Here is a 24,489-nt window from a genome sequence, read left to right as displayed (position 1 = left end):
CGAAGAAATCCCGGCCGGTTCCGCACTGTCTTATTTATAATGACGCCAACTCGATTTCATTACCGGATATTTTCATGAGCAACCCATTACTGGCCCATACCGAACTGCCGCTATTCTCGCAAATCAAACCCGAACATGTCGTACCCGCGATCGATCAGCTTTTGGCGGAGGCGCGCGCTACCGTCGAAAGCTGCCTGAACACCGCCGACCGCTACACCTGGAAGAACCTGATCGAGCCGATCGAAAACGCCGAGGACCGGCTCGGCAAGGCCTGGTCGCCGGTCAGCCACATGAATTCGGTCGTGAACAGCGACGAACTCCGCGAAGCGTATAACGCCTGCCTGCCGAAACTCAGCGCCTATTCGACCGAAATGGGCCAGAACGAAGCGCTGTTCAGGGCCTACAAGTCGATCGCCGAGAGCGAAGAATATGCGGCGCTGGATACCGCGCAGCAAAAGATCATCCGGAACGCGCTGCGCGATTTTCATTTGTCCGGCATCGATCTCGACGCCGAAAAAAAGCAGCGCTACAAGGAAATCAGCCAGGAACTGTCGCAATTGGCGAGCAGCTTTGAAGAAAACGTGCTCGATGCGACGAACGCCTGGACGAAACTGATCACCAACGAACTCGACCTGACCGGCCTGCCCGCATCGGCCCTGGCGCAGGCCCGGCAAACCGCCGAACAGAACGGGCAGGAAGGCTGGATGATCACGCTGCAGTTTCCGTCCTACCACGCAGTCATGACCTACGCGGACAACCGCGAGTTGCGCCGCGAGCATTACGAAGCTTATGCGACCCGTGCGTCGGACCAGGGCCCCGATGCCGGCCGCTGGGACAACAGCGAAATCATGGAGAAGATTCTTGCATTGCGCCACGAGAAGGCGCGCCTGTTGGGTTTCGAAAATTACGCCGAACTCTCGCTGGCAAAGAAAATGGCCGAAAAGCCCAATGAGGTGACGCATTTTCTCGAAGACCTGGCCGACAAGTCCTGGCGGCAGGCACGGCGCGATCTGGCCGAACTGCGCGACTTCGCCCGCACCTATTATGGCGTGGGCGACCTGCAAAGCTGGGATATCGGCTATTACTCCGAAAAGATGCGTCAGCATTTTTATCAGCTGTCGCAGGAAGAAGTGAAAGCCTATTTCCCGATCACCAAAGTATTGCCCGGCCTGTTTGCGGTAGTGGAAAAGCTGTACGGCCTGCGCATCGCCGAAATCCACGATTTCGATACCTGGCACCCGGCCGTCCGCTTTTTCGAGATTATCGACCAAAACGGCGAACTGCGCGGCAGATTCTTCATCGATTTATACGCGCGTCCGAAAAAACGCGGCGGCGCCTGGATGGACGACTGCGTCGGCCGCAAAAAGATCGACGGCAAAGTGCAAACGCCGGTCGCCTACCTGACCTGCAACTTCACCCCGCCGGCCGGGAATGAACCGGCCCTTTTGACGCACGATGAAGTGACGACGCTGTTCCACGAATTCGGCCACGGCCTGCAGCACATGCTGACGAAAATCGACCATCTCGGCGTGTCGGGCATCAACGGCGTCGAATGGGACGCGGTCGAGCTGCCGAGCCAGTTCATGGAAAACTGGTGCTGGGAAAAAGACGCGCTGCCGTTGATGTCCGGCCAGTATCAAACCGGCGAACCCTTGCCCGATGAACTGCTGAACAAAATGCTCGCAGCAAAAAACTTCCAGTCCGGCATGCTGATGGTCCGCCAGCTCGAATTCAGCCTGTTCGATTTTAGAATCCATCGCGACTACGAGCCGGCCAAGGGCGGACGCATCTACGAAACCCTGAACCAGGTCCGGGAACAGATCGCGGTCGTGATTCCACCCGCCTTCAACCGTTTCGCGCACAGCTTCGGACATATTTTCGCGGGCGGCTACGCAGCCGGCTACTACAGCTACAAATGGGCCGAAGTGCTGTCCAGCGACGCGTTTTCGCTGTTCGAAGAGAAAGGCATCTTCGACTCCGCAACCGGCAATGCCTTCCTGACGAACATCCTCGAAAAAGGCGGCAGCGAAGAGGCGATGGACCTGTTCGTCAAATTCCGCGGCCGCAAGCCGACGATCGATGCACTGCTCCGGCACAACGGCATCGAAGTATGAAATATAAAGACCTCCGCGATTTCATCGCACAACTCGAAAAGGAAGGCGAACTGAAGCGCGTCAAAGTACCGGTCGACCCGCGCCTCGAAATCACCGAAATCTGCGACCGTACGCTGAAAACAGGCGGCCCCGCGCTGCTGTTCGAAAATCCGCTCGACTCGACGGTTCCGCTGCTCGGCAACCTGTTCGGCACCGCGCGTCGGGTCGCGATGGGCATGGGCGCCGATTCGGTCAGCGAACTGCGCGGCATCGGCGAACTATTGGCTTATCTGAAAGAGCCCGAGCCGCCGAAAGGCATGAGGGATGCGTTCGAAAAGTTTCCGGTGTTCAAACAGGTCCTGAACATGGCGCCGAAGCTGGTCAAGGAGCCGCCCTGCCAGCAGGAAGTGATCGAAGGCAGCGACATCGACTTGAGCCGCTATCCGATCCAGACCTGCTGGCCGGAAGACGCCGGGCCATTGATCACCTGGCCTTTGGTCATCACGAAGGGGCCTTTCAAGGAACGGCAAAATCTCGGCATCTATCGCCAGCAAGTGATCGGCAAGAACAAGGTGATCATGCGCTGGCTGGCGCACCGGGGCGGCGCGCTCGATTTCCGGGAATGGCAGAAAGCCCGCCCCGGCGAGCCGTATCCGGTCGCGGTCGCACTGGGCGCCGATCCGGCGACGATTCTCGGCGCGGTCACGCCGGTGCCCGACGCGCTGTCCGAATACGCGTTCGCGGGCCTTTTGCGCGGCAGCAAAACCGAAGTGGCGAACTGCCTGAGCAACGACTGGCTGCAGGTGCCGGCCAGCGCCGAAATCGTGCTGGAGGGCTTCATCTATCCCGGTGAAACCGCGCCCGAAGGCCCGTTCGGCGACCATACCGGCTATTACAACGAAGTCGACGAATTTCCGGTATTCACGATCGAAAAGATCACCCAGCGCCGCAACCCGATCTACCACAGCACCTACACCGGACGCCCGCCCGACGAACCGGCGATCCTCGGCGTCGCGCTGAACGAAGTGTTCGTGCCGATCCTGCAGAAACAGTTCCCGGAGATCGTCGATTTTTACCTGCCGCCGGAAGGCTGCTCGTACCGGATGGCGGTGATCAGCATGAAAAAGCAGTATGCCGGCCACGCCAAACGGATCATGTTAGGCACCTGGTCGTTTCTGCGCCAGTTCATGTATACGAAGTTCGTGATCGTGGTGGACGACGATGTCGACGTGCGCAACTGGCAGGATGTGATCTGGGCGATCACCACCCGGATGGACCCGGCCCGCGACCTGACGATCCTCGAAAACACGCCGATCGACTATCTGGACTTCGCCTCGCCGGTTTCGGGACTCGGCTCGAAAGTCGGCTTCGACGCAACCAACAAATGGCCGGGGGAAACGAACCGGGAATGGGGCCGGACGATCGCCATGACCGAAGAAGTCGTCAAAAAGGTCGACCGAATCTGGGAAAGTTTGTTTTAGGGGATGTAGATGCGATTGGCGCAGCGTAATCGCACGCACGTGAGCGGCAACCTTCCTCCGATTACGCTATCGCTAACCGGAGTACAGGTCCTGCCCGCTACATATCCGCCCACATGCGCAGCAGGTTGTGATAGCAGCCGGTCGGTCAGGTTGACTACTGCCGGAGTGTCCCCCTGCGTTTCGCGCAGTTCCAGAATCGCCATGTCCATTTCGAACAGCAAGCGACGGCGTTCGGTTTCGCGCACCCGGCTCTCGATCCAGAAAAACGACGCCAGCCGGGCGCCGCGGGTAACCGGCTCGATCCGGTGCAGGCTGAACCCGGATACAGCACCATGTCGCCGGCCGCCAGTTTCACTGCGTGCTCGCCGAAGGTGCCTTCGACCACCAGTTCGCCGCCGTCGTAGCTATCGGGATCGCTGAAGAACAAAGTTACGGACAGATCGGTGCGGACCCGAACGCCGGAGCCGGCGCAGACGCGCACCGCATATTGTCGATGTGATTGCCGAAGGCGTTGTAGGCGCCTTCGTAGCGGTTGAACAGCGGCGGAAAGATCCGTTTGGGCAGGGCCGCAGACAAAAAACAGAGCGTTCCGGCTCAGCGCGTCGAGCACAATCTAGCGGACGGCCAGGCTGGCCTCGCAAAGCTCCGAGCGCCCAGCCGATGCCCATGCCGACGCCTTTATGCAGATTGGTCAGCAACACAAACAGGTTGCCGGTGCCGCGCTTGACGGTCACGGAACGGTTGCCCGGCCAGTATTCGGCCTGCCCCGATTCCCGCGGCGTACGCAAGGTGACCTCTGCCAGCGCGGCGGCTGCTCGACACTGATGCCGTTCCAGACGACCGTTCTCGCCGGTTCGCGCTGAATCCTGGCATGACGAGCGTCTAGCCCGAACTCCTGCCCGAGCCATTCCGCCAGTACTTTCGGATCGGCAGGAAGCGGCTCCGGCAATGCCAGATGCGCTTCGGACTTTTCGATTTTAGCGGCGGGAATCTTCATCGCTTCATGGTGATTCAACAAAATGCCGGTAATCCCGAACAGCAGCCCCAGCGATGCCCCCCCAGAGCCCGAACCAGCCGTGGGTTCGGCGCAACCATTTCAAAAAACTGCCGCGCGCCCAGCGTTTCGGCAGGAGCAGATAGCCGCCCCCGGTTTTGGGGCGGGGATTGACAGTAATATTTTGCGATTTATGCATAGAGTCTCAGGATGTGATGGCCGCGTCCCTATCGCTCCGATGTTCCCCGCGAACCCTCAGCATAACAACGCCTTGGATACGACATACGGTAGGGTACGCTGTGCGTACCTTTTCAGAATGTTCTGCGGCTGAGGTGTTGTCAAAGGTACGCGCAGCGTACCCTACGCGCGTCCTTTCGCCGAATGCCTGCCGTCCAGGAGCAAAGGATATACCTGTACGGCCTGCATGTTAATATTTCAGCCTGACCGACAGTTGCCCGAACGCCGGAGCGCCCGGCAACGCGGAACGGGTCTGCCCGGACGCGTAATAGACCGTGTCGGTATGCCGCTCGCTGCTGTAGAACACCCCGCCGCCGATCTCCCAGGCACCGGTCAGATGATAACCGAGCCAGGTTACGCCGCTGTGCCGGGGCACGTTGACCGGGATCATGCCCTGCAACGACTTATTAACGTTGCTGACCGTACCGACTGCCTCCGTATTCGATTTGGTCACTTCGGCATCCAGATAGGCATAGGTCATCGACAAATCCAGACGCGGCAGAATTTCGCCGAACAGCCCCAGTTCAAAACCGTCGGTGCGCTGTTCGCCCGACAGTACGGTCAGATCGGATTGATTCGCCGCCACGGTGCGGGCATTGGTCTTTTCGAGCCTAAATAAGGCGGCGGTCGCCGATAGCCTGCCGTCGAACAGGTCGTACTTCGCGCCGATCTCGAAATTGCGGTTCCTTTCGGGCGGCAACGGGCCGGTCTGATTGCTCAGAGCGTAGGCTTCGGCGGACGGATTGAACGAGGTGCCGTAACTGAAATCATACGATTGCGCTTTGGTCGGCTGCCAGACGATCCCGGCGCGCGGATTCCACTGACGGTCGATGCGCTCGAAATCGCTCGCATCGTTCAGCCGGTCGTTCTGCGAAGCCGAGAACACATCATAACGCACGCCGCCCAGCAGTTTCATCCGGGGTCAGCTCGAACTGATCCATCAGGTAGCCGGCATAGGTGCGGGTTTCGGTGTAGCGGTCAGTATCCAACTTTCCGTTAAGATCGGTAGCGAGCCCCGTCCCGACCGAATATGGGTTTTATCCCGACGCCAAGCGCCAATTGAACGCAACGCAAATGCGGCCGATTGCCTAAATGAGACCGGCATGCTTATAATCCCCAGCAGAGCGGATCGAGCCCGGCCGATGCATTTTCCCTGCAACGTCCGGTTCGTATTTTTAATTCTTTGGAAATAGAACGCATGCAAGGCAATCAACAAGTCATCGAATATCTGAATCAACTATTGACCGGCGAACTGACCGCGGCGGATCAATACCTTATTCACTCCCGGATGTACCAGAACTGGGGCTTCGAAAAGCTGTACGAGCGCATCGCCCACGAAGTGCAGGACGAATTGGGCCACGCGGACGCCCTGATCAAACGCATCCTGTTTTTGGAAGGCACGCCCGATGTCGCCAAGCGCAATCCTCTCAACGTCGGCAACAGCGTTCCGGAAATGCTGAAAAACGATCTGGCGCTCGAACTCAGCGTCGTGGCGGCGCTGCGCGAGGCGATCGCCGTGTGCGAACAGCAGCGCGACTACCAGACGCGCGAAATTCTGCGGGTGATGCTGGAGGATACCGAGGATGACCACACGCACTGGCTGGAAAAACAACTGGGGTTGATCGGGCGGATAGGGCTGGAAAACTATCTGCAATCGCAGCTTTAGCCGGCGGCATAAAACCGCGCAGCAGATCGCCTCTTCGCCCAGCGCATTTTGGTTACGACGAATAGCTTACGGAGCAGGAAGTGAATTTTTCTCCGTTCCGGGCGAAGCGAAGGCGAACGGACGCGCTTCGGCCCACGCATTAAAACGCAATCCGTCGGCCGCGCGGAGCCGAAGCCGGCCATTTTCTGCTGCGTGCGAAATGGAAAGCGCTAGCGAGAGACTTCCGGCTCGGAAATAAAACCGATCCGGCTGACTCCGGCCGTGGCCGCATCGGCGAGCGCCTCCGCGACTTTGCGGTACGGCACGTTCTGGTCGGCGCGGACGTGCAGTTCCGGCTGCGGCGTCTCGGCTGCGATTCGCTGCAGGTTCTCCCGGAGCTGATCGCGGCTGACAGCGGCCGCATCCCAAAAGATCTGGCCCTCCGCATCGATCGCCAGATCGATGTGCGGGGTTTCCTGCGTCTGGGCGATGCTGTCGGCTTTCGGCAGATCGATCTTGACCGCATGCGTCATCAAGGGCGCCGTAATCATGAAAATGATCAACAGCACCAGCATCACGTCGATCAGCGGCACCATGTTGATCTCGACCACCGGGTGCGCATTACTGTTTTGATTGAAGCCTCCGAATGCCATCAGCGTTCTCCCTGCACGACAGGCAAAGCGCCTGTGGTCAACAGCGCGAACAGGTCATGCGCGAAGGCGTCGAGTTTCGCCAGCACCAGCCGGTTCGAGCGCGCGCAGGCGTTGTAGGCAAGCACGGCCGGAATCGCCACCGCCAGCCCCAGGCCGGTCATGATCAGCGCCTCTCCGACGGGACCCGCGATTTGTTCCAAAGTGGCCGCCCCGCCCTGGCCTATGTTGGTCAAAGCGTGAAAAACCCCCCAAACGGTGCCGAACAGGCCGACGAACGGCGCCGTACTTGCAATCGAAGCCAACGCCGTCAACCCCCATTCCAGACGCGCCGTTTCTTCATCGATGATACGACGCATCGCGCGGGTCAGAAATTCGGATGCGGAACCCGCTTCCTGAAGCCGCTCTCCACCGTGCCGGGCATGATGGCGCCGGGCGTTTATCGCATGCAGCGTCAACAGCGAAAACGACTCTTCCGGCGTTTTCTCTTCCAATCGTTCGGCAATCTGTTCCAGAGATGCGGCACTCCAGAACGCTTGCAGAAACTGTGCGGAGCGGCGGCGTGCGCGGATACCCTGCCAAGCCTTGATCAGAATGAAGTACCAACTGGCGACCGACATGGCCGCCAGAATAAAGAACAGCGTCCGGCCGACGCCGTCACTTTGAGCAAGAAAATGTTGCAGGGAGGTTGTCGTATTCATTGTTATCCTTCCAAAGAAAAAGAGATCGGCACCACGACCCAGGCCGAAACGGCCGCCGCGCCGCGCCGCGCCGGCACGAACCGCCATTTTTTGACCGTTTCCAGCGCGGACCGGTCGAGGTCGGGAAAACCGCTGCTTCGCTTCATCGCAAGCTCGGCGACGGTGCCGTCGGCATTGATCAGCGCCCGTACCAGAACCTTGCCCTGTTCGCCGCGTTCACGCGCGCCCTCGGGATAATGAGGCGCCGGGTTATCCAGATAATTGGCATTCAGATTCGGCAGAGTCAGCGGCAGACTGCTGTCGGCCGAGGGCGCCGCGGGAGCCGGCCGAACGGCAGTGGACGCCGGTTTGGCGACCGGCGCTTCATGAGGCTTTGTCATGGGCGGTGCGGTTCTCTCCGTGTTTTCTGCCAGTGCCGGAGCCGTTACCTGCGCCGGAGCATGGGTAGAAAGCACGGCTTTGGGACGGCTTTTTTTCGGCTTAACGGCCTTCGGCTTCGGTTTGGGCTTGTTTACCGTCTGCTGTTTCGGTGGCGAGGGCGGCGCGACCGGTGCGACCGGCGGTTTTTCTGTCTTCGGTTGGGGCGCAGCAATCCAGGTAACCTGGATCGGGGCCGGCGCAGTCAGCGGCTCTTCATGCTCCGCCGCAGACAGCCAGGCAAACCCGGCAAAATGCAGACCCACCACCAACAGCAAGGCAAAGACGCCCTCATGGCGTCGACAGCAAGGATACGCCTCTAAAGGGCGATACATCGCAAGATGTTCGGACTCCGGCGCGAAAGGAATCACCTTCCGGCCGATAAGGCTCGATTGGCTCGAACCGTCCGGGCGGTTCGCAGGCGCAGAAAAATCGACTTTATGAATAATAGTGGGCATGGCCGTACCTCCTGTATCGGAATTCAGAGTGGCCGCCTACCCGGTACGGGATAGCTGGCTATGGGTTGGCAAGAACACTATTTGGTCAGCATCGGCTTGCCGTTGCGGGTGATGCGCAGGCGGCATGCTTCTTCATTGGAAGAATCACGCTTTCGTTCCGGGTTCCGAACGAAACGTTGCTGCTGATCCTGCGCTTCTCGCCGAGCGAATCCATTGGCGGCATCGCACCCGCCGCTACGGAGAGCTTTCCGCTTTTCATCGACCCGCTCAATGGTAAACCGCGATTCTACGGGCGTGGTGTTGTTGTTCCAGAAGCTGCGCGGCGATCTTTTGCCAGTGTTCGAGCATTTGCAGGTACATGTCGCGCGCGCTCGAAACGGGTTCCAATTCCGGATGGGCCAGCAGTTGGTTTAATTGGTGAACGATCATGTGCGCCAGCTTGGGACATTGGTGTCCATTGATGAACCGCGTCATCGACAGGCAGGTTGCCGTATGCAGACGCGCCAATTCCCCCTTATCAACAGATTGTGATTCGAGCATAAGAGTCCTCGCTTCGAGTAATACGAAAAAATGTTCGACGCATCCGCAGAGAGGGTTGCAGATGCGCCGAACAAGAGCGACGAGAGGTCAATGTTATGGCCCTCGGATAAATGATAATCATTATCATTAATTAATGCAAGAATTGGCGGATCGTTTGCCGAATGAATGCATGCACAGCATGCCCATCAACAATCAAATTATTGATTAATAAATATTATTATCTCAGAGACGCGCCGGCCCGCGGTATTGATGAAATTCCGCCATTGCCGCTTATCGAATATTTGAAGGAAAAGAGCGCCGTCCCTTTACGGTCCGGCGCGAAACATGGAGAATTGGAAAGACAATTCAGTCTGCGGCCTCGGTCGAGACGACAAAGGCGTCGCAGTAGATATCGGCCAGCCTGGCGCCTTTCAGATAAGCCTGCTTTTGGGTGTTTTTGACCATATCCGGGTGGCCGCAAAGAAATACCCGCCAACGGGACAAGTCGGGATGCGCAGCCAAGGCCACCTCATTCGCACGTCCCGGAGCGAAGCCTTCCGGTGCATCCCCGCTCGAAACGCACGGCGTATAGGAAAGATTCGGGTAGCGCTTGGCAAGTTCGCGCATTTCCTCGGTCCAATACAGGTCTTCCTTCTCGCGGCTGCCGTGGAAAAGACGGATCGGCCCCGAATGGCCGTGGGCCAGCGCATCGGCCAGAATACCCGCAAGGGGCGCCAGCCCGGTGCCGGTCCCGATCAGCAGGAGTCCCTGCTCCTTGCGGTCGGGCAGGTAAAAACAATGGCCTTGCGGCTCCGAAACTCGAAGCGAGTCGCCGACCTTCAGCTCATCATGTACCCAGGCACTGAACCGTCCGCCAGGCAGGCAGCGAATATGGAATTCGAGAGCCCCCGACGATTGCGGAATGTTCGCGATCGAATAGCTGCGCGTCAGGCCGTCGCTACGCTGCAGATTGACGAACTGGCCGGCCTTGTACCTGTGCGCGTCATTGACCCGGATGATCAACAGGCGGGTATTCCGGTTCATCAGCTCACTGCCAATGACGGCACAATCCGTATAGCCGGCTTCCTGAGCGGGCAGCTTCAGCCTCATCGCTTGCTCGGGAACGCATTGGCAGGCCAAAAAATGCCCGCTGCTTTTGAGCGTGTCTTTCAGGTTTCCCTGCGCCTCGGCCGGCGGGGTGACGTCGAGGCTTTGCACGACACAGCTCTGGCAAATGCCTGCCCGACAGCCGTAAGGAATATTGACATTCTCGCGCAGCAGCGCATCGAGCACGGTTTCGCCCGGCCGACAGGTAAAACGGTTGTTTTTAATCAGTAAGTCGAACATAATGCCATCTCGACAATCAAGCCGCGGTTTGCAATCGCTCGATTACAAGCCCAGGACATCCGAACGCGCGCCGAGAGCAATACCGGCAGCTTCGGCGATCAACTCTCCAGGCACATTCAATTCGTGCAGCGTAGCCCCCAAATGCTCCATCACCACATCGAAATGCGAACCGTCCATACCCATTTTGACCAGACGCGCATGTGCGCTGCGCATGTCTTTGCCGGTGTAATGGTTCGGCCCGCCGAACGCATAAGTGAAAAACGCCTTTTGCTTGGCAAGCTGGCTGTCCATGTCGGTTTTGTCGAAGAAACGGTTGATCCGATAATCGTTCAAGACTTTCCGATAGAAAAGCTCCACGGCGGCGTTGACCGCTGCTTCGCCGCCAATTCTTTCATAAAGTGAATCACTCATTGTAATTTTCTCATAATTTCTGGACATTAAGTTCTTCATGCGGCCTCCTTCCGATAGCTCGAAAAAAACCCGCGACGATAATTCTAACTCGATATTACACTTATGCAATACTTTTATTGCAAAATAGAATAAAATAATCCGCAATCCCGAACCGGGCACGTCACTACTTTTTGCGAGGAACATTCCTGCAAAAACGCGTATTTGCTATGATGCATCCTGATAAACCTTAAAAAACAGACAGGCTTTTATGGCTGAAAGCATAAGTTCCAGGCAACATCAAATTCTCGATCTTTTACTCAACACCAAAGTTGGCCTAAGCATCGATGAACTTGCCGCTCAATTGTCGATTTCCCGGAATGCGGTGCAACAGCATATCGACAAACTGGAGCGGGACGGCTACGTAAAGACCGGCATGCTGAACAAGACCGCCGGACGTCCGGTGCGCGTGTTCGTGCTGACCGAAGCCGGCATCAACAGTTTTCAGAAACAATACGCCTGGTTTTCCGAACTGCTCCTGACAAAATTACGGCAGGAAATGGGAGCCGAGGAATTGAAACGCTATCTACATGATCTGGCGGAGTCTTTGGCGCAAGGCTTGCTGCCGCAATTTGCCGGCAAACAGGACGCGGAGCGGCTTACCGAGCTGATCAGAATCATGAACGAACTCGGCTTCAAGGCCAGGCTGAACACATCCGGCGAAGAGCCGGCCTCCATCGAGGCAGTCAATTGCATCTATCACGATCTGGCACAAAAGTTTCAGGAAGTTTGCGAGTTTGACCGCACCCTGATCGCGAAGCTGCTGGAGCGGGACATCGAGCATCTCGAATGCATGGCCAAAGGTGGAGGCGTATGTAAATTCAGGACCCAACCCAGCGCCCTCCGAATCCGTGAAACCTTCACTTCAGCGCTTAACCGCTTGCCAGAAACATCGCATCGCCGTAGCTGAAAAAACGGTAGGAGTGGTCGATCGCGTGCCGATACGCCTTCATGGTCGTTTCATAACCGGCAAAAGCCGATACCAGCATCAAAAGGGTGGATTCGGGCAGATGAAAGTTGGTCAGCAGTGCATCGACCACATGAAAACGGTATCCCGGCATAATGAACAAATCAGTATCGCCCCAGCCCGCTTCCAGCCGGCCGCTTCGGCTGGCCGACTCAAGTGCCCTAACCGAAGTCGTGCCGATCGCGACGACACGCCCGCCGCGCTCCCGCGCCTGTCGAACCGCTTCGACCGTTTCGGCAGGGACCGAAAAAAATTCCTGGTGCATCACGTGGTCGGCCAGATTCTCGACCCGCACCGGCTGAAACGTGCCGCTCCCGACATGCAGGGTCACGAAAGCGGTCGAGACGCCTTTCGCGGCAATCCGTTCCATCATTTCCCGATCGAAATGCAGCCCCGCGGTCGGCGCCGCCACCGCACCCGGCCGCTTCGCGAAAACGGTCTGGTACCGGCTCAGATCTTCCCGCTCGTCGGCCCGGTCGATATAAGGCGGCAGCGGCACATGGCCGATCTGTTCGAGTATCTCCGGAAGCGGCGCCGCCGAATCGAATTCGAGTTCGAACAAATCACCGGCCCGCCCGACAACCCTGCATTGATGCCCCCGATCCAGCACGATTGCCGCACCCGGCTTCGGCGCCTTGCTAGCCCGGACATGCGCGACGGCGCGATGCGCATCCCGTATTCGTTCGATCAGGATCTCGATCTGGCCGCCCGTGCTTTTCCGTCCGAACAGCCGGGCAGGAATCACCCGGGTATCGTTGAATACCAGCAGGTCCTTTACGTCGACCAGATCGATAAAGTCGGTAAACTTACGGTCCTCGATCCGCCAGTCGGGAGTCCGCATGCATAACAGCCGGCTGGCCTGCCGCTCGGGTAACGGATGCTGGGCAATTAGATTTTCGGGCAGATGGTAAAAAAAGTCGCTTTTCTTCATGATGGCAATGTTAAGGGTTTTCCCTGCTATTTTAAAAAAATGCTTGCCAATATGAAAATTATTTCATTATAATGTCGATTCTTTGCCGGGGTGGCGGAACTGGTAGACGCGCCGGATTCAAAATCCGGTGATGGTGACATCGTGTCGGTTCGATTCCGACCCTCGGTACCATTTCATGGTTCAGAGCCGTGCAAAGAGATTCAAAAACCCGCTAAGCCTTGGCTTAGCGGGTTTTTTATTGCCTAACGCAGCCGGGCATCCAGACACGGGATGGGATCCCGAGGTTATACATCGGCAAGCCCATTACGACGGCCCGCACCGCCGGTTTGAGTTCATTGATCGGCGCGCCTGTCGGCTACAGATGCCTGTTATCTCGGGCGCGCCCCCAAAAACCACCACCCGCTACGCATCCAAGTATTCTTTCTGGTCCAGATCGCCACTTCAACCCAGACCCTGCCACCCATCGTGATACACAAGTCCTGCAAAGCTCAAGTGTTGGCGTTCAAAGCTCGCTTTGAACGTGATAGAAGAGTGATCCAAAGCGAGCTTTGGACTTCTGCCGGTCCATTTAGGAGGCAGAGGTGCGAAAACCCTGCGCGAAGAGAGCGCTAATCCAAAATTGTCTCGCGATTGACGCCAGGTCATTGTCGGGCACAAAAAGCGTGCCCGACCTACTTCGCGGAGTTTGCGGTCAAGCATGAGTAGGGCTCCGAACGCCTTCAGTTGTGTATAACGATGAGGACCGTGCCATGGGTTTCGGCTTCGCTTAGCTTCCGTAAGAACCTATTTTCGTGAAGAGTTGGGAGCGCGCTCAAGCCGCCTTCTTTACGGTAAGGCGGAACACACGAAGGCCGCGCTATACATGATTTTTGCCAATCCGGACCGGGGGTCCCGGCAAATCCCCTGACCGAAATGACCAGAGAACGCTAAGGACTTGCAAACGCCTTGCCTGGAATGAATGAAAATCCGGACGCAGCTTGCAAGATTGTAACCGAGGGGTTTGAAGCAGGCTCCCGCGCCACATTGAACGCGGCGCGAGAAGCATTGGAATATTGCGGAGATCGTCTAACCGCTTTTACGCAAGAACAAACTCCGCTTTCGCCTTTTTGGGATCCGGATTATCCTGCCTGCGCTGAATGGTTTTTAACTTCGCCGCGCTGCATCCGGACGTAATCTTCGAGTTGCCTTGTCGCGGCATTGAATGCGTCGCGGATCGCGACATATACGTCTTCGTGAGCCTGGTTTTCATGGCGCTCGCGGCTGGTGACGATTTCCTTGCCCGGCGTGGTAATGTCGATGCGAATATGGTACAGATTGCCCTGGTGATGATGGTGATGACCGGATTCCACCGCCACTCTGCAACTCATGATGTGCGAGTGAAACCGATCGAGTTTGGCGACTTTTTCCCGAATTCTTGCTTCAACCGCCTCCGAGGGCTCAATGCCGCGGAAAATGATCTGTAACGGAATTTGCATGATGATTTACCTCTTCTGTTGTTTTCTAAATACGGCTTAGGCTTTTTTGCAAGTCAATGGCATGCTTAACAGCACTCCAGCCCAAGCTTGATTGTAAATCTCAGTCTACTTCGACTGTCATTGTTTACATTGCGAACTGTCCGCACAATCGGTACGAATACCTAAAACCGCCCGCTAATTCGACGCTATGCTACCGGAAGGCGCCTTCCCTACCAGATTACCATAGTTGATCGAAATCTTGAGCCCCGCAAACCGGCCCGACATTTTGGTCAGCTCCTGCGTTTTTTTATCGAAGCTGAGGTTGAGAGTGGTCAATTCCCGGTCTTCGTATCCTTTTTCGATCCCGTGCGTGATCAGCTTGAAATGGTACACGTAGATCTCCTGATCAGGGCCGTCGTTGATGCGTAACGGCTCGCCCAGTTTCTCCACGACCTTGCTTTTCAGGGGCAGGTCCACATGGATTTTGCCGAGATGCGACGTATCGGCTTTCAACTGCATTTTTTCTTTATTGATGTCCGCACCGCCTATCGAACGCAAGGAGACTTCGAGAAGCTTCGGCGGCGCGATTTCGAGAAAAAGCGAGGAGAACGACCAGGCCGTAATCCGGTCCTGCCTGTTGAAGTTCAGATCGGAATAGAACTCGATTTTCGGTTTGACCACTTTGCCTTGTCGATCGACTTTCCGGAACCAGTAGCGCCAGCGTTTCCCGTCAGCAGTCGGTTTTTCTTCGCTCGCGTGCAGTTTGGCGAGAGAAACGAAGTCATCGCTGTACAGAATCGGCTCCTTGAATTGCAGGGTAAAATCGTCGGCAACCGCAACCTTGAAGTAGCGGTCGAACTTACTCATCTGCAAATAGGTTTGATAGGCGCGCCACCAGTAAATACAGCCGGTTAGCGGCAGTGCCAGCAGCAGTATCAGGATGATGCGGAAAATTTTCCGGGAGAAAAATGAATTCATGAAAAAGGTTTTGAGAGAGAGACTTCCGGCTCTTGGGGATGTTCAGAGACAGCCCGGCCTAGACCAAGTGCAAGGAAGTCGACCGGATAAGCAACGGAAAAAGACTGCACCGGGCGGGTATCCGCGCTCGCTGCCGCGAGCTTGTCAAGAACCGGCGCCGAAAGGTAAATTATTGCGCGCCTGCACGCTTTGTCAAGCCAAGTCTCTGTTTTTTGCCGGCTGATCGCTCTATATACCGCCTTTTTCCCGAAAATCGCTCTGTCCGATAAATACCGGCCGCTCAAGCAAGCGCGGCTTTTTCGCCGGCATAGACTGTCTTTACTGGACCCATAGCAATTCAATAGATTCGGAACAGCGCGCCGGACAATCCGGATTTTCCGGCGTTTGACCCATTCCGGCCCGACGGCCATTTACTCCGAACCGCACACCCAACAACCCACTACGGCTGATTTTCGGTGCGCCCATAGTCTTTATCCACCGTTTCATGAAGCCTCAAAAACCCTTCTCGAATATATAAAATGGATATCTATTTCCTATCTTCTCAATATCCTTTTTTATAAGTATCAGCATATCATTATTAATATAAACTGTGCTCAACAAGAATAATAAATTAGTTGCTTCTATTTATGTCCCATAGCGTATCGGCAGTAGTTTATGGTTTGATTTTTTCACCCATGAGAAAACGAGGTGTATGATGAAATTAGGACAAAAAATAATAATGGGCTTAATGGTGATATTGTTGACTACGGGCAGCCCACTGGCGTGGTCCCACCCCAGTTCCGACTCCAATTTTCACAACTGGAAACATACCTGGTCACGCACTTGGTCACATGGTTGGTCACGCGCCAAGTCCCATAGCGGCTGGTTCCATAATAAGTTCGGATGGTTAAAAAATAACAATGAAACGAACACCAACATCGGCAAAAATCCCCCCAGTCAGTCCGGAGCGCTCTATGTAGTACCGGAAATCGACGCGGCATCGGGTACCCGCGCGTTTGCGCTGCTGACGGGCTTTTTGTTGCTGGCGGGAGAAAAATCCCGATCTAAACGCCGCTGACATTTTACCGGCGATACGAATGACAACCGGACCGGTAAATGGTTTTTTTGACTGTTTATTGGTCCGGCCTCTTCTCTTTGGCAACTTTTTCTTGCGAAAGCCTACAATCTTGCCGCAATCGAAAGGCAAAAGACAGAAAAGGCAGGGGCGACATTATGCGACAACATTCTTAGGATCGAAATGCATGGATCGGTATTTTCGAATGCCTCTTTCATTTATGCACCGTATTTAGCCAATGGCTTCTGAAAGTGTAATGCAAGTCCATGTATCGACATCCTCGAAGCCGTCAGCGATGCGCTGGCTGCTGATTCTGGGAATCGCGGCCGCCGAAATCACGGCGCTGGCGGCGCGATACGAAGCACCGCCGCTCCAGCCGTACGAGAACGACTGGACGGCAAAACTATTTCATTTTTCAAAAGAGGTCTGGCCTGCCGGCCTGTGGATGGCCGGAGCGTGCTGCCTTATCCTGAGCCCCCGGCATAAGGCGATCCTCGCTAATTTACGGGAGCACGGCATCGGCTATCGCTGGCAAAGCTGGCTGATAGGGCACATGCTCGCGTTTGCGGCCTTCGCCGGTTTCACTCAGCTCATATTCGGAATACCCCGCGATCCCGCCCATCTCACGTTACCCTGGCTCGCAGGCTGGACCGGAATGGCAGGCGTCACGGTGTTTTCGTGGATGATGGCGTTCGCGCCCGGCCACTTTTGGCAACGCCTGGTTCGCCGGGAGTACGCCGCCTTGTTCGCCGGCTGCCTGTTGGGAACAGGGGCCCAGACACTCATTGTCATGCTCGGCCGGTTCGAAACCTCATTGCTCGGGCAGAACGAATTCTGGAATATGCTCGGCACACCCACTTTATACATCGTCCATGCGCTGCTCGGCTGGATATATGCGGATCTCGTCATTCAGCCCGAAAATCTTATCCTCGGCACCGCTGCATTCCGCGTCAAAATCAGCTATGCCTGTTCGGGCATCGAAGGCATCTCGCTCATCGTGCTGTTTCTCGCCCTTTATCTCTGGCTGTTCCGCAAAGAGCTGCGTTTCCCGCAGGTCTTCTGGCTGTTCCCGCTGGGAATTGCAGCCGTCTGGTTAGCCAACGCCGTGCGTATCGCCCTGCTGATAGCGATCGGAACCTCCTTTTCACCGGAAACCGCCATGCAGGGCTTCCATTCCCAAGCGGGATGGATAATCTTTACCCTAATCGCGATCGGTGCGATTACCCTGTCAAACCGGATGCAGTGCTTTACTTTGACGCAACCCGGCCTGCCTGCCGCAACGCCCGCCAAAAATCCGGCCTCGGCGTTGCTCTTTCCTCTATTGGCTCTCATGGCCGCCACAATGATAACGTCCGTCTTTTTTTCCGGCTTTGATTCCTTTTATCCGTTGCGCATGGCGATTCTCGCCGCAACGCTTTACTACTTTCGCAAATACTACAGGAATCTCGGCTGGGCATGGGCCTGGCACGCGCCGGCCATCGGAACCGCCGTGTTCCTGCTCTGGATGCTTTTGGAACCGGACGCGGCCGAAGGCGTAACGCCTATGCAGGAAGGATTGGCCGAACTCCCGAACGGGATGGCCGGCGCCTGGCTCGTGTTCCGGGTGCTCGGTTCGGTGATTGCCGTGCCCTTGGCTGAAGAGTTCGCCTTTCGCGGCTATTTGCTCCGTAAGCTGATCGCCAAAGATTTCGAAAGCGTTCCGCTCGGACGGCTTACCTTGTTGTCTTTTCTGCTGACCTCCGTGCTGTTTGGATTACTCCATGAGCGCTGGCTTGCGGGCACCCTGGCGGGAATGGGGTACGCTTTGGCCCTTCACCGCCGCGGACAGCTGGGTGATGCGGTTATCGCCCATATGACGACCAACGCCCTGATCGCCGTCGCGGTCCTAACCCAAAGCAGATGGTCTTTATGGACGTGAAAGAACACGCGGTTTCAGAATGCCGACGATCGGTCCGGCTTGAATACATCTTTACACCGAGCCCGGCTGCTCGCTGCCACCGCAGCTGCCGGACAAGCTCCGCCGCGATTTTTTCATCTTTTGAATTGACGCCATGAAAACACGAAAAACTTTTCTGATCGTCGGCGGCGGCCTGGTCGGCCTGGCAACGGCTTACCGGCTGCTTGCGCGGCTCCCGTCCGCGCACGTGACCCTGCTTGAAAAAGAAACGCGCGTCGGCGCGCACCAAAGCACTCACAACAGCGGCGTCCTGCACGCGGGCCTTTATTATGCGCCCGGTTCCGCCAAAGCGAGATTAGCGGTCGGCGGCATACGGCAAATGACCGACTTTTGCCGCCGGGAAAACATCGCCCACGAAATCTGCGGCAAACTCGTCGTAGCCGTCACGCCCGATGAATTGCCGCGACTGGATGAATTACTTCGGCGCGGCATCGCCAACGGACTGAACGGGCTGAGAAAAATCGACGCAGCCGCCATGCGGAAAATCGAGCCTCACGTCAACGGCATCGCCGCCGTGCATGTGCCCGAAGAAGGCATCGTCGACTACGGTCAGGTTTGTGACCGGCTGGCCTTTCGCGTGCAGGAAAGAGGAGGGACGATCGTTACGGGCGCCAAAGTCGAACGTCTCGAAAGTAAAGCCGATGCCTGGGTCGCCGACACGTCAAGCGAAGAATTCAGCGCCGATTTCCTGATCAACTGCGCCGGGCTGCAATGCGATCTCGTAGCCAAGCTGGCCGGCGAACGGCGGGATGTCCATATCGTACCTTTCCGCGGCGAATACTATCATCTCGGACAGGAGGCCAGGCATCTGGTAAAAAACCTCATTTACCCGGTGCCCAATCCGCAATTTCCGTTTCTGGGAGTCCATTTCACGCGGAAGATCCACGGCGGCGTGGAAGCCGGCCCGAACGCCGTCCTCGCCTTTGCGCGCGAAGGCTATCGCTTGACGGATGTCGACCCGCACGACCTGCTGGATACCCTGCTTTTTCCGGGAATCTGGCGTTTTCTCCGAAAATACCGGGCAACAGCCTACGCGGAATTGATCCAGTCATTCAGCAAAGCCCGGTTTTGCCGCGCGCTGCAGCGGCTGGTGCCCGACATTCGCCCCGTCGACCTCGCTCCCGGCGGCGCGGGCGTCCGGTCGCAAGCGATGAAACCTTCCGGCGAGTTAATGGACGATTTTCATCTCGTCGTACGCTCGAACGCACTGCATGTCCTGAACGCCCCCAGCCCCGCGGCCACGGCGTCGCTGGCCATCGGCGAATATATTGCCGATCGGCTGCCGGACTGAAGCGGCGCCCAAGGGAAGAACAACTTAATAAATAATCGATGTATCTATTACTTACCTCTCCACTATCATTTTTTACCGATACCGCTACCTTGTCATTAAATATAAACTGTGACTCGTGTAATGACTGATAAAAATTATTACCTCAAAATAAAACAGACTTTTCGTATCAAACATTGATCATCAACCCAAACCTTTGATACGGGACACCGCCGGAAATTGGAAAACATTCCCGGCAGATACGCGCAATGTTTCTTCGATTCAAGCGGAAGCGATTGCAATTGAATGGACAACAAGAGCGATTTCCATGATGGGCCAGACTCTGAAAAACCCGTTGCCCCGCTGGCTGGGCCGGGTGCGGAGATCGCTCTCGATGATTTAGGATTATTCGCAAATGAACACATTCACTATCAAAAGAAGCCCGATATTTTTATCTGGCAAGGGTGCTGTTTCCGCCATTTTTTTCGGCTGCCTGCTCTGGCTGGCCCCTCCGGTCCTTGCCCTGCCCGACGACAGCTACCGGCTCAATCCGGGAGACAAGCTGGAAATTACCGTCTGGGAAGAAGAAAAGCTGAAACAGGAAGTCGTGGTGCTGCCCGACGGTACCATCTCTTTCCCTCTGGTCAGGCAACACGTGAGGGCTGCCGGCAAAACGACCGAGGAATTGGTGGGTACGCTGCGTTCCCTGCTGGGTCAGTTCATCGCCGACGCCGAAATCAACGTCAGACTGATCGCCGTCGAAGGCAACAGAATCTATGTCATGGGTGAAGTCGCCCATCCTGGCGCGTTCGTGATGACGAGCCCCACGAATATCATGCAGGCTTTGAGCATGGCGGGAGGCTTGACGGAATTCGCAAAAAAGAACGATATCCTGGTATTGAGACGTGAAGCGGACGGACACAGCCGGTCTCTGCCTTTCGAATACGGCACCGTGGAAGACGGCAAAAATATAGAATCGAATATCCTCTTGCAAAGCGGCGACACCCTGGTCGTGCCCTGAATGATTTCCATAACAGCATGTACCGCACCCGAAGTATAGGATTGATTGTCGTTGCCTGCGGTTTCTTCGGGAAAAACATCGCCGCAGCCGAATGGGAGTTAAAAGGAGAATTGGGCCAACAGTTCCAGTATAACGACAATTTTTCGTTGACGCCCGTCAGGCAAGAATCCGTAGCGGGCTATCTCCTGAATCCGAGATTCCACACCAGCAGAAAGACAGGAAACCTGGACCTTGCCGTTGATGGCCAGGCGGATATTCGCCGCTACAGTGACTCACGCTGGGATTGCGATAACTTCAATCTGGGCGCCAAAAGCGAATACCGGACCCGCCGCAGCATCTTTAACTTGAATGGCGGATACGGCGTTAACTGTACCTACTCACAACAGATCGTGGATACAGGCTTGATTCTGCCCAATAGCCAGTCCGAAAACTATCTGCTGGCACCGTCGTGGACTTGGCAATGGACGGCCCGCGATCAATTGATACTCGATGCCTCTTATACAAAAACAAGCTATAACAATTCGCAAAACGGAATAGCTTCGAGCAATCATTCATTCTCCTTCAGCGGCAACGACACCTACACCGTCGGACTCGGCGGCAATCATCAATGGAGCCGGCGCCTTGTCCTGAATGAAAAACTCTATTTTTCCAATATCCAATACACCAGTTCGAACGCTTCGACCCAAAACCTGTTCGGTTTCCAGCTCGGCGGAAATTATAAAATTAACCGCTTATGGAAAATTAACGCGAATGCAGGACCGGTATGGGTCGATGCCCGGATGGACGATTCGAGTACGATCGCTTCCGCCGGCAGTTCCTCGTGGACCGTAGGCCACGTCGCCAATATCAACTTACATTATGATGGGCGGCTAACCCAGTTCTCTACCGGTTATTCCAACGCCCTCAACCCCAGCGCCATCGGCCAGACACTGCAAAATCAATCACTCTTTGCCAATTATTCGTACCGCCTGGCCCGGCATCTGATGATGAATCTCTCCGGGATCTATAGCTTGAACGAGTCGATTGCCAACAATTCGATTAATCGTTCAAACGGTCAATTTGACCGCACTTACTTCACCGTAGCCGCGGGCATTACCTGGGATCTGACGAAACATTGGCAGCTTAGGGGCAGTTATGCCTATAACTGGCAGAACTATCGGCAACCGCAAAGCCAGCAAAATCTCGACGGCATAGCGAATTTGAACGTGGGATCGAGCGAATCCAATGTCGTAATGCTCTTTCTGAACTACTCCTGGGACGGAATTCGCCTTTCCCGCTGACCCGATTCATTTTCGCCCATTACCATGAAAATAGGCCGCGTAAGCGGCGCCCTTCGTCTAATCCCCTGGCATTTTCCCCGGAAAGCAAACAGCCCCGCCCCGTTCCGTTGTTACCGCAAAGGCCGTCCCCTCCACAGGGACATCTCAGGCCTTGCCGTCTCGCACCTCACCCTCCGGTCCAATGTTTCAGTCTGTCGGGCAAAGCCGGCAACAATGTCTCGACTTCCAAACCCAAAGATTTCCATTCGCCAGACCAACCGTAGACTTCTTTATACCAATGGGCCCACAGCGAAAACGCGGTACAAATCATGATGGCAAAAATCAACCGTTTCAGGCCCGTTAACGGTTTATTTACAAGTGCGGCTCCGGCTACCGTTATTTTGACGCACGGCGCCTCCGCATCTTCGTATCCGTACGAGCCGGCATCGATCAACTTGAATCCTTTCAATAATCTAAGGATGGGACCGGGCAACCGGTCGGGGGAAACAAGATCGAGCAAGACTTGCAGCGAATAAAGGCCGCTTAACAAGACGGCCAGCGTGCCGACGCCCATCGCCAACCAAGCAGGCAAGGCATAATAGCCGCAGAAAACGGCCGTGATCAGGGCCAGGAAAAGAAAGCTGGTCTGTAGGTTTTCGGTAGACCAGCGAAAGCCGCTCAGCTTCCGGACCATCACGTAGATCATCAGTACATGGAACACATACGACCCAAAGAAAGCGATACCCGCGCCTTTTAAGCCGAAAGCGTTCACGCCGGTCCACGCAAGCCCGAGATAGACGGCTGTCCAGGCCACCTCGGAAAATATCAATAGATTTTGCACGCCCTTGACTACAATAATGTAACCCATCGGCCAGGAAATGACGCGGAGAGTCATGCCCAGGCACAGCCAGCGTAAAATCTCCACCGCGCCCTCAAACTTCGGGGTATAAAAGATCGCAATAACCAGCGGTGCAAAAGTCAGGGTTCCTATGACTCCCGGACCAGCCAGCAACAAGCTGACATGGGCCTGCTCATTGACCACGCGGTTGCATTCGGCATTGTCCTTGGCGATCGCCGTCAAGCGAGGATAAAAATCCGCGCCCATCGCCTGCAAAATGAACCCGATATAAAGGCCGCCGAGCGCCCAGGCCGACTGGTACAATCCGGCCGCATCGAAACCGACCTTGCGTACGACGATCAGGCGCACCGCATAAGCCGCGCCGCTCATCAACAGGCCGCAGGCCATGAAAGCGAAGCCGAGCCTCAACATGGCGGCGGCTTCATGCCCGATTTGGACCGCCGATATTCGAGGCATGTGTAAATGAATTTTTCGGCTATACCACCAGGAGATGGCGAGCGACATGGCGGCAGGCAATACCAGTGACAGCACAAGCCCCTCTTCGCGAAACAAGTAGACGACGCCGATGCTGATCAGCGCCCCTCCCAGCGTGCCCCATATTCCCATCCTGGCCATATCCGAAATGCGGCGCATCCCTTGCAGCAATGCACCCTGGCCAGCGGAAACCAGATTGAAAAATAAGGCAATGGAAAGCAGCGCTACGGCGGGAGCATATTGATCGCTGCCGAAAGTCAAAGTGGACACGAACCGGGAAAATCCAAGCAGAAAAGCCGCGCCGATCAAGCCGAGAAAAATCGAAATCCGCCGCAGCACGACCGCAGTCCGCGCCACCCTTTCCGCCTCGCCGGAACCGGCTGCCTCGGCAATCTGGCGCACCCCGCTGCTGTTGATGCCCATGCCGGCAATGTTGACCGTCAGTTCCAGGATCGCCCCGTACAGCCCCATCATCCCGACGCCGGACGGGCCCAGCAATATCGCCATGACCTTGGTGCGAACGACTCCGATCGCAACGTTCACCAAGGACGAGCCGCCGATCAAGGCTGAAGATTTCAAAATCTGTCCGTAGGTATGCTTTTCAGCCATGACTCCTCCTGCATGTCAATGCCTCGGGCGAATGCCCCAGGTATCCGTTCGAAAATAGGCGTTCCTTTTTGCGAAAAGCGTTGTTATCCGCAGCCTGCGCCGGCCGGCCTTCCGGTTCCGAACCGCAACCGGACGCCATAAGGCGGCAACCGCACCGCTGCTATATATTTACTCAAATTATTGATTTTTAATATAGATATTATTTAACACAGCCAACATCACGACGCCATGCAAACATAAACCCGGCATAACTAAATAGATATTGTTTATATACATAAGGACCTGTTAAGTATTGTAGATTATGATCTTGAGCTACGGACATACCGACCATAAAAGCTACACTATTATTTTCACAGCTTTGCCAGGGAATTTTTTATATTAACTAATATATTGTTAATTAAAGTAGATTATGATCTTCAGCCATAGATTAAAATATCAGGAAACCCGCCTGACCTTCATCCGAAGACACTAGATTTCTATCCGCAAAATTAAAACTATCGAGGTATATGCTTATAAAAAACATGCAATTGTGAATTATTTTTTCAAAGATCCAAGAAATTCACATACTTAAGCCACCGGTATCCCTTAACCGCATGCGAAAGGATTGCCGGCAGATAAATGCGCACTCTAAACGGTAGCACGGCAAAACTATCGGAAAGGTGCTGCGCAA

At 55.7% G+C, this 24,489-nt stretch carries 22 protein-coding genes, 1 tRNA gene and 1 pseudogene; 10 read left to right on the top strand and 14 right to left on the bottom strand.

Annotated elements, in window-relative coordinates:
- Nucleotides 1–74: 74 nt before the first annotated feature.
- On the top strand, nucleotides 75–2,114 hold the full coding sequence (gene prlC, locus CC94_RS0108875; RefSeq protein WP_031430543.1) for an oligopeptidase A: 2,040 nt from the start codon (nucleotides 75–77) through the stop codon (nucleotides 2,112–2,114).
- Nucleotides 2,111–3,574, top strand: coding sequence for a 4-hydroxy-3-polyprenylbenzoate decarboxylase (gene ubiD, locus CC94_RS0108870; protein WP_005369033.1), 1,464 nt, complete (start codon nucleotides 2,111–2,113; stop codon nucleotides 3,572–3,574). Before prlC ends, ubiD begins: the two co-directional genes overlap by 4 nt.
- 97 nt (nucleotides 3,575–3,671) lie before the next feature.
- Here the strand turns inward: ubiD and CC94_RS25035 are convergent.
- From CC94_RS25035 to CC94_RS0108855, 4 genes and pseudogenes are all read right to left on the bottom strand, one after another.
- Nucleotides 3,672–3,716, bottom strand: a pseudogene (locus CC94_RS25035) (hypothetical protein); the annotation flags it as partial.
- Between the two features lie 287 nt (nucleotides 3,717–4,003).
- A complete protein-coding gene (locus CC94_RS24665; RefSeq protein WP_245549439.1) occupies nucleotides 4,004–4,150 on the bottom strand; it encodes a hypothetical protein in 147 nt (48 codons plus the stop codon).
- A gap of 154 nt (nucleotides 4,151–4,304) precedes the next feature.
- The gene (locus tag CC94_RS24260) at nucleotides 4,305–4,571 is read right to left on the bottom strand and encodes a hypothetical protein (protein WP_051040258.1); all 267 of its coding nucleotides are present in this window, start codon (nucleotides 4,569–4,571) and stop codon (nucleotides 4,305–4,307) included.
- 424 nt (nucleotides 4,572–4,995) lie between these two features.
- Nucleotides 4,996–5,721, bottom strand: coding sequence for a TonB-dependent receptor (locus CC94_RS0108855; protein ID WP_005369032.1), 726 nt, complete (start codon nucleotides 5,719–5,721; stop codon nucleotides 4,996–4,998).
- Between the two features lie 282 nt (nucleotides 5,722–6,003).
- Between CC94_RS0108855 and bfr the strand changes: the two genes are divergently transcribed.
- On the top strand, nucleotides 6,004–6,471 hold the full coding sequence (gene bfr / locus CC94_RS0108850; RefSeq protein WP_005369030.1) for a bacterioferritin: 468 nt from the start codon (nucleotides 6,004–6,006) through the stop codon (nucleotides 6,469–6,471).
- 209 nt (nucleotides 6,472–6,680) lie between these two features.
- On the opposite strand, the gene CC94_RS0108845 is transcribed toward bfr, so the two are convergent.
- The 6 genes from CC94_RS0108845 to CC94_RS0108820 form a co-directional block, all read right to left on the bottom strand.
- Entirely contained in the window at nucleotides 6,681–7,103 is a 423-nt protein-coding gene (locus CC94_RS0108845; RefSeq protein ID WP_005369029.1) for an ExbD/TolR family protein, read from the bottom strand.
- Complete coding sequence (locus tag CC94_RS0108840; RefSeq protein WP_005369027.1) at nucleotides 7,103–7,801, bottom strand: MotA/TolQ/ExbB proton channel family protein; 699 nt, start codon at nucleotides 7,799–7,801, stop codon at nucleotides 7,103–7,105. The genes CC94_RS0108845 and CC94_RS0108840 overlap by 1 nt, the downstream gene beginning before the upstream one ends.
- 2 nt (nucleotides 7,802–7,803) lie before the next feature.
- Nucleotides 7,804–8,676: an energy transducer TonB gene (locus CC94_RS0108835; RefSeq protein ID WP_005369025.1), complete on the bottom strand. Its 873-nt coding sequence runs from the start codon at nucleotides 8,674–8,676 to the stop codon at nucleotides 7,804–7,806.
- A gap of 267 nt (nucleotides 8,677–8,943) precedes the next feature.
- On the bottom strand, nucleotides 8,944–9,216 hold the full coding sequence (locus tag CC94_RS0108830; RefSeq protein WP_005369023.1) for a hypothetical protein: 273 nt from the start codon (nucleotides 9,214–9,216) through the stop codon (nucleotides 8,944–8,946).
- A 345-nt stretch (nucleotides 9,217–9,561) separates the two neighbouring features.
- Nucleotides 9,562–10,542: a 2Fe-2S iron-sulfur cluster-binding protein gene (locus CC94_RS0108825; RefSeq protein ID WP_005369021.1), complete on the bottom strand. Its 981-nt coding sequence runs from the start codon at nucleotides 10,540–10,542 to the stop codon at nucleotides 9,562–9,564.
- 42 nt (nucleotides 10,543–10,584) lie between these two features.
- Entirely contained in the window at nucleotides 10,585–10,953 is a 369-nt protein-coding gene (locus CC94_RS0108820) for a group I truncated hemoglobin (protein ID WP_213069433.1), read from the bottom strand.
- Between the two features lie 247 nt (nucleotides 10,954–11,200).
- Here CC94_RS0108820 and CC94_RS0108815 point away from each other — a divergent pair, with 247 nt between their 5' ends.
- Nucleotides 11,201–11,899, top strand: coding sequence for a helix-turn-helix transcriptional regulator (locus tag CC94_RS0108815; protein WP_005369016.1), 699 nt, complete (start codon nucleotides 11,201–11,203; stop codon nucleotides 11,897–11,899).
- On the opposite strand, the gene queA is transcribed toward CC94_RS0108815, so the two are convergent.
- Complete coding sequence (gene queA / locus CC94_RS0108810) at nucleotides 11,862–12,887, bottom strand: tRNA preQ1(34) S-adenosylmethionine ribosyltransferase-isomerase QueA (RefSeq protein ID WP_005369014.1); 1,026 nt, start codon at nucleotides 12,885–12,887, stop codon at nucleotides 11,862–11,864. The two genes, CC94_RS0108815 and queA, sit on opposite strands and share 38 nt — an antisense overlap.
- A gap of 84 nt (nucleotides 12,888–12,971) precedes the next feature.
- Here queA and CC94_RS0108805 point away from each other — a divergent pair.
- A tRNA-Leu gene (locus CC94_RS0108805) sits at nucleotides 12,972–13,058 on the top strand.
- Between the two features lie 947 nt (nucleotides 13,059–14,005).
- Here CC94_RS0108805 and CC94_RS0108800 read toward each other — a convergent pair.
- Nucleotides 14,006–14,362, bottom strand: coding sequence for an HPF/RaiA family ribosome-associated protein (locus CC94_RS0108800; RefSeq protein WP_005369012.1), 357 nt, complete (start codon nucleotides 14,360–14,362; stop codon nucleotides 14,006–14,008).
- 174 nt (nucleotides 14,363–14,536) lie between these two features.
- A complete protein-coding gene (locus CC94_RS0108795; protein ID WP_005369010.1) occupies nucleotides 14,537–15,319 on the bottom strand; it encodes a hypothetical protein in 783 nt (260 codons plus the stop codon).
- Between the two features lie 694 nt (nucleotides 15,320–16,013).
- Between CC94_RS0108795 and CC94_RS22975 the strand changes: the two genes are divergently transcribed.
- From CC94_RS22975 to CC94_RS0108770, 5 genes are all read left to right on the top strand, one after another.
- Nucleotides 16,014–16,376, top strand: a complete 363-nt coding sequence (locus CC94_RS22975; RefSeq protein WP_005369008.1) for a VPEID-CTERM sorting domain-containing protein — start codon at nucleotides 16,014–16,016, stop codon at nucleotides 16,374–16,376.
- Nucleotides 16,377–16,668: 292 nt separating this feature from the next.
- Complete coding sequence (gene xrtE, locus CC94_RS0108785) at nucleotides 16,669–18,291, top strand: exosortase E/protease, VPEID-CTERM system (protein WP_005369006.1); 1,623 nt, start codon at nucleotides 16,669–16,671, stop codon at nucleotides 18,289–18,291.
- Nucleotides 18,292–18,424: 133 nt separating this feature from the next.
- Nucleotides 18,425–19,621, top strand: coding sequence for an L-2-hydroxyglutarate oxidase (lhgO, locus tag CC94_RS0108780; protein ID WP_005369004.1), 1,197 nt, complete (start codon nucleotides 18,425–18,427; stop codon nucleotides 19,619–19,621).
- Nucleotides 19,622–20,012: 391 nt separating this feature from the next.
- Nucleotides 20,013–20,618 (top strand): polysaccharide biosynthesis/export family protein, encoded by a 606-nt coding sequence (locus tag CC94_RS0108775; RefSeq protein WP_031430536.1) that lies wholly within the window; start codon nucleotides 20,013–20,015, stop codon nucleotides 20,616–20,618.
- Between the two features lie 17 nt (nucleotides 20,619–20,635).
- Complete coding sequence (locus tag CC94_RS0108770) at nucleotides 20,636–21,898, top strand: porin family protein (RefSeq protein ID WP_005369000.1); 1,263 nt, start codon at nucleotides 20,636–20,638, stop codon at nucleotides 21,896–21,898.
- Between the two features lie 166 nt (nucleotides 21,899–22,064).
- On the opposite strand, the gene CC94_RS0108765 is transcribed toward CC94_RS0108770, so the two are convergent.
- Nucleotides 22,065–23,819, bottom strand: coding sequence for an O-antigen translocase (locus CC94_RS0108765; RefSeq protein WP_036303851.1), 1,755 nt, complete (start codon nucleotides 23,817–23,819; stop codon nucleotides 22,065–22,067).
- Nucleotides 23,820–24,489: the final 670 nt, after the last annotated feature.

It is taken from the genome of Methylomicrobium agile (genome assembly GCF_000733855.1).
In the GTDB taxonomy this organism is placed as follows: domain Bacteria; phylum Pseudomonadota; class Gammaproteobacteria; order Methylococcales; family Methylomonadaceae; genus Methylomicrobium; species Methylomicrobium agile.
The sequence above is the reverse complement of the archived record's forward strand: the minus strand, read 5'-3'. Positions and strand labels throughout refer to the sequence as shown.